The 5,630-nt window shown below is 73.8% G+C and carries 5 protein-coding genes; 4 read left to right on the top strand and 1 reads right to left on the bottom strand.

The genetic code is table 11. The features are described from left to right. A partial coding sequence (locus AC0CYZ_RS24340; RefSeq protein WP_472220122.1) for an LLM class flavin-dependent oxidoreductase occupies positions 1-722 on the top strand: 722 nt, incomplete at its 5' end. On the opposite strand, the gene AC0CYZ_RS24335 is transcribed toward AC0CYZ_RS24340, so the two are convergent. Beyond that, entirely contained in the window at positions 716-1,549 is an 834-nt protein-coding gene (locus AC0CYZ_RS24335) for a PhzF family phenazine biosynthesis protein (RefSeq protein ID WP_472220120.1), read from the bottom strand. The two genes, AC0CYZ_RS24340 and AC0CYZ_RS24335, sit on opposite strands and share 7 nt — an antisense overlap. 166 nt (positions 1,550-1,715) lie before the next feature. Here AC0CYZ_RS24335 and AC0CYZ_RS24330 point away from each other — a divergent pair, with 166 nt between their 5' ends. From AC0CYZ_RS24330 to AC0CYZ_RS24320, 3 genes are all read left to right on the top strand, one after another. Next, complete coding sequence (locus AC0CYZ_RS24330; RefSeq protein ID WP_472220119.1) at positions 1,716-2,489, top strand: coniferyl-alcohol dehydrogenase; 774 nt, start codon at positions 1,716-1,718, stop codon at positions 2,487-2,489. A gap of 91 nt (positions 2,490-2,580) precedes the next feature. Next, positions 2,581-3,483 (top strand): serine protease, encoded by a 903-nt coding sequence (locus AC0CYZ_RS24325; RefSeq protein WP_472220117.1) that lies wholly within the window; start codon positions 2,581-2,583, stop codon positions 3,481-3,483. Between the two features lie 107 nt (positions 3,484-3,590). Further along, positions 3,591-5,630: LGFP repeat-containing protein (locus tag AC0CYZ_RS24320; RefSeq protein ID WP_472220115.1), on the top strand; the 2,040-nt coding region annotated here is incomplete at its 3' end.

Raw genomic sequence — 5,630 nt, 5'->3', positions numbered from 1 at the left:
CGCCGACCGACCCGTTCATGGAGGCCTGGACGACGCTGACGTGGCTCGCCGCCCGCCACGAGCGCGTCGAGCTCTGCCACCACGTCCTCGGCGTCGGCTACCGGCACCCGCCGCTGCTCGCGAAGATGGCCGCCACCCTGCAGCACCTCTCAGGCGGGCGGTTCGTCCTCGGGATCGGGGCGGGCTGGCGGGCCGAGGAGTACGCCGCCTACGGCTACGACTTCCCGAAGCCCTCGGTGCGGTTCGCGCAGCTCGAGGAGGCCGTGACGATATGCCGGCGGATGTGGACGCAGGACTCGCCGTCGTTCGAGGGCCGGTACTACCGGATCGAGGGCGCGGCCGCGCCGCCGCTGCCCGACCCCCCGCCGCGCATCTGCATCGGGGCGGCCGGCGAGAAGATCGGGCTGCCGATGGTGGGCCGGCTCGCCGACGCCTGGAACGCCCCGCCGAGCGTCGGCGAGGACTGGACACGGCGGCTCGACATCGTCCGGCGCTCCGCGGAGGCGGCCGGGCGCGACCCGGCCGCGATCGAGGTGTCGGTGACCCTCGAGCGGGCCCTGCCCGAGTCCGACGACGACTCCGCGCGCCTCGTCGAGGAGCTGTCCGCCCGGCACGACGCGGGCGCGGACCACTTCGTCATGGACTTCGGGAACCCGGACTCGACCGAGCCGGTCCTGCGGTTCGCCGAGCAGGTCATCGCCCCGCTGCGGACGGGTCAGTAGCCCGGGACCGCCAAGGTGCCGCGGGTGATCGTCACCGCGTTCCCCCGCAGCAGCACCCGCTCGCCCACCACCTCGACGCCGACGGTCCCGCCGCGCCGCGAGAGCTGCGCCCCGACCAGCGACGGCTTGCCGAGCCGCTCGGCCCAGTACGGCGCGAGGCAGCAGGGCGCCGAGCCGGTCACGGGGTCCTCGTCGATCCCGACGGCGGGCGCGAAGAAGCGGGAGACGAAGTCGGCGTCGTCCACGCCGTCGTCGGCGGCCGCCGTGACGATGACGCCGCGGCCGGTCGCGGCCCGCAGCACGGCGAGGTCGGGCTCGAGCTCGCGGACCTCCGTGGCGGCCGACACCTCGACGAGCACGTCGTAGCGGCAGCGGGCCACCGCGATCACCGAGGCGCCGAGCGCGTCGGCGAACTCGTCGGCCAGGTAGCCGCGGGGCAGCCCGGGGACCGGGACGTCGATCGGGAAGTCCAGCGCGATGGCGTCGCGACCGGCCCGGTCCGCACGCAGCACCCCGGAGGCCGTCCGGAAGGCGAGCGGCGCCGTGGCGAGCCCCTCCTCCATCAGGACGTGCGCCGACGCGAGGGTCGCGTGCCCGCAGATGTCGACCTCGACGGTGGGGGTGAACCAGCGCAAGCCGATCTCTCCCGTGGCCTCCAGGGTGGAGAGGTCGACGAACGCGGTCTCCGAGAGGTTCATCTCGGCCGCGAGGCGCTGCATCCAGTCCGCGCCGGGAGCCCGGTCCGCGTCGCCGTCGAGCAGGCAGACCGCCGCCGGGTTGCCGGTGAAGGGCACGGACGTGAACGCGTCGACGACGAAGAGCTGCACGTCACCATCGTGCCAAGCCGGCGCCTCCGACGGAGGCCTTCGGCGTCTCGGATGTCTGGTCCGGACGGACGACGCGTGACGACGGGACTCACCCGTCAGGACCACACGTGGTCTCGACCATCACCTGGCCGTGACCGGCGCGGCGCCGTCTACGCTGACCGGCGCCATGAGCACCGTCTTCATCGTCACCGGCGCCTCCTCCGGGGTGGGCCGCGCCCTCGCGCAGTTCCTGGCGCGCCACGGCGTGACCGTCGTCGGTCTCGACCGCCGGGAGCCGCCGGACCGCGAGATCGCGCACGTGCGCTGCGACCTCACCGACCCGCGCTCGATCGACACGGCGGTGGAACGGCTCGACGAGCGCGTCGACGCCCTGGCCAACGTCGCCGGCCTGCCCGGGACCGCGCCCGCCGACCAGGTGCTCGCCGTGAACTTCCTCGGCATGCGCCACCTCACCGAACGGCTCCTCCCCCGCATCCAGCGCGGCGGCTCGGTGGTCAACGTGTCCTCCTCCGAGGGCCGGCACTGGGTGGCCCACCTCGCCGAGCTCCGCCCGTTGCTCGCCACGACCTCCTTCGACGACGGCCTGCGGTGGTGCCGCGAGCGCCGGCCCGAGCGCTCGGTCTACGACATCTCGAAGGAGGCCGTCCTCGCCTACACCACGGCCTCCTCGACCCTGACCTGGCCGGACGGCGTCCGGATGAACGCCGTCGCGCCGGGGCCGGTGCGCACCCCGCAGCTCCCCGACGTCGAGCGCGCCACCGATCCGCGCCGGCTCGCCCGCCAGCGCTCGGCGGCGGGTCGCGACGCCGAGGCCGACGAGATCGCCGCCGTGGTCGCGTTCCTGATGTCGAACGAGAGCCGCTGGATCAACGGCCAGACCCTCGCCGCGGACGGCGGCGTCGCGGCGGCCACGACGTGGGCGGCCCTGCAGACCCGCTGAGCGCGACGATCCGCACGACCTCCCGATCGGGCGTCACCCTCCCGGATCGCGCCCGTTTGACACCCCGACGGTTCGACGGATCGGGGTGTCCATGCGCGGAGTCCGGGTACGGCAGGCACGACGGCTCGCGGCGGTGCTCGTCGGGGCTGCGGCCCTGACGGCGGGCACCGTCGGGTCGGCGTGGGCCGACCCGGCGCCGGTCCCGACGCCCGCGCCGGCCGTCGCGGTCCCCGCGCCCGCTCCGGCGGCCGGTCCCGACCTCGGCGCGGCGATGGCCGGCGGGGTGCACCCCGGAGTGCAGGTGCGCACCGCCGGTGCGCAGTGCACCGCGAACTTCGTGTACTCGGGCGGCGGCAAGGTCTACCTCGGCCAGGCCGCCCACTGCTCGGGCACGGGCTCGGCGCAGGAGACGAACGGGTGCACCTCGTCGTCGCTCCCGCTCGGGACGCCGGTCGAGATCAGCGGCGCCTCGAAGCCCGGACGGCTCGTCTACAACTCGTGGCTCGCGATGCAGGAGGCCCACGAGACCGACCCCGACGCGTGTGCGTACAACGACCTCGCCCTCGTCGAGATCGACCCGGCCGACGTCGCCCAGGTCAGCCCCGCGGTGCCCTTCTTCGGCGGCCCGGTCGGCGTCGACACCGACGGCACGGCGCCCGGCGAGCGCGTCGCGAGCTACGGCAACTCCGAGCTGCGCGGCGGGGTGTCCGCGCTCGGCCCGAAGATCGGCACGAGCCTCGGCGACCAGGGCCACGGCTGGACCCACCTCGTCGCGACGGTGACCCCCGGCATCCCGGGCGACTCGGGCAGCGCCTTCCTCTCGGCCGACGGCCGCGCCCTCGGCATCCTCTCGACGCTGGACTTCGCGCCGGTCCCGGCCAGCAACGGCGTCGGGGACCTGGCGAAGATGCTCGCCTACGCGCGCGGCCACGGGGCGCCCCGTGACCTCACCGTGATCTCCGGCGGCCCGTTCCGCAGCCTCGGCCTGCTGTAGGTAGGCCGTTCGGGTCACGACTGACGAACATGCTGCACGGGGAGTAACGCGCACGCCCGTCCGCAACGACTGCTCCGGATACAGGGGGTTTTTCCGGAGGAGGACGCATGAACGGGACGGCGCGCGCGGGGAGCACGGACCGGGGCGGTCGCCGACGGCGGTGGTGGGCCGCCGTCGCGGCGCTCGCCGTCCTCGCCGTCGTGATGGCGTCGGTCCAGGTCCTGACCGCGCCGCCGGCGCGGGCCGCCGATCTCACGGCCGACACGATCCGCAAGGACCTCACCTTCGCCGACGCGCGTCTGGCCGCCACGGCGAGCCGGCTCGCGACGAACGCCTACCCCGTGCGCACCGGCACCAACGGGGTGTGGACCACCGTCGGCGCCACCGACTGGACCAGCGGCTTCTTCCCCGGCGCCATGTGGCAGGAGTACGCCCGGACGCAGGACCCGGTCTGGAAGCAGCGCGCGGAGGCCTGGCAGGCCGGTGTCGAGGTGAACAAGACCGACGACTCCAGCCACGACGTCGGGTTCCAGATCTTCGACACGTTCGGCAAGGACGCCACGATCACCGGCGACGCGAACGCGAAGGCCGTCACGCTCACCGCCGCGCGCACGCTCGCGACCCGCTACAACGCGAAGGTCGGCGCGATCCGCTCCTGGGACGCCCGCACCGACACCACGCAGTACCGCGTGATCATGGACAACATGATGAACCTGGAACTGCTGTTCTGGGCGTCGCAGAACGGCGGGGACCCGAGCCTCGCGACGATGGCCGCCACCCACGCCAAGACCACCGCCCGCGACTTCTTCCGCGCCGACGGCGGCAGCTGGCACGTCGTGAACTACGACCAGAACACCGGCGCCGTGAAGTCCAAGTCGACCGCGCAGGGCTACAGCAACGACTCCACGTGGTCCCGCGGCGAGGCGTGGGCCGTGCACGGCTTCACCATGAGCTACCGGTTCACCCACGACGCGGCGTTCCTGACGACGGCGCAGAACTCCGCCGACTACTTCCTCTCCCACCTGCCCGCCGACAAGGTCCCCTACTGGGACTTCTCGCTGCCCTCGACAACGGGCCAGCCGCGGGACACCTCGGCGGCCGCGATCGCGGCGTCCGGGCTCGTCGAGCTCTCGTCCTTCACGACCGACGCCACCCGCAAGGCCCGCTATCTCGACGGCGCCCGCGACATCCTCGCCGCGCTCTCGAGCCCCGCCTACCTCGCGGACGGCACGACCAACCAGGCGGTGCTGCTCCACGGCACGCAGAACAAGCCCGCGGGGTCCTACGACACCGGGATCATGTTCGGCGACTACTACTTCATCGAGGCGCTGCAGCGCTACGCGGCCGCGACCGGGATCAGCACCGGCACGACCACCCCGCCGACCACGACGACCACGCCGGTGCCGCCCACGACGACGACGCCGGTCCCGCCGACGACGACCACGCCCGTGCCGCCGACGACGACGACGACCGTGCCGCCAACGACGACGGTGCCGCCCACCACGACCGTGCCGCCCACCACGACGACGACCACCCCGCCGGCCGACCCGGTGACGGCGTACTACCAGCAGCTCGGCGGGTCGTCGTCGTACCTCGGGGCGCCGAAGTCGGCCGTCCGCGACGTGACCGGCGGGCGGGCGCAGGACTACGCGAACGGCGCGATCTACTGGTCCTCGGCCACGGGCGCGCACGCCGTCCGCGGCGCGATCAACACCCGCTACGTCGCCCTCGGCGGCCCGGCCGGGACGCTGAAGTTCCCGACGAGCGACGAGTTCGTCACCGGTGACGGCAAGGGTCGCGGCACCAACTTCTCCGTCACCGGCGGCGGCGGGCTCTACTGGAACCCGTCGACGAACGCGGTGTACGGCCTGCTCGGCCCGCTGCGCGACAAGTGGCTCGCGGTGGGCGAGACGAAGGGCGTGCTCGGCTACCCGACCCGCGACGTCACGGCCACGGCCGACGGCGCCGGCCGGTACGCCACCTTCACCGGCAACGGGTCGATCTACTGGTCGACGGCGACGGGGGCCCACACGATATTCGGCGCGATCCGCACCAAGTGGGCGTCGCTCGGTGCGGAGCGGTCCTCGCTGGGCTACCCGACCACCGACGAGTACGCCGTCACCGGGGGGAAGCGCAACGACTTCACC

Source organism: Actinomycetospora sp., assembly GCF_055612215.1.
This window is presented reverse-complemented; position numbering and strand designations above follow the sequence as displayed.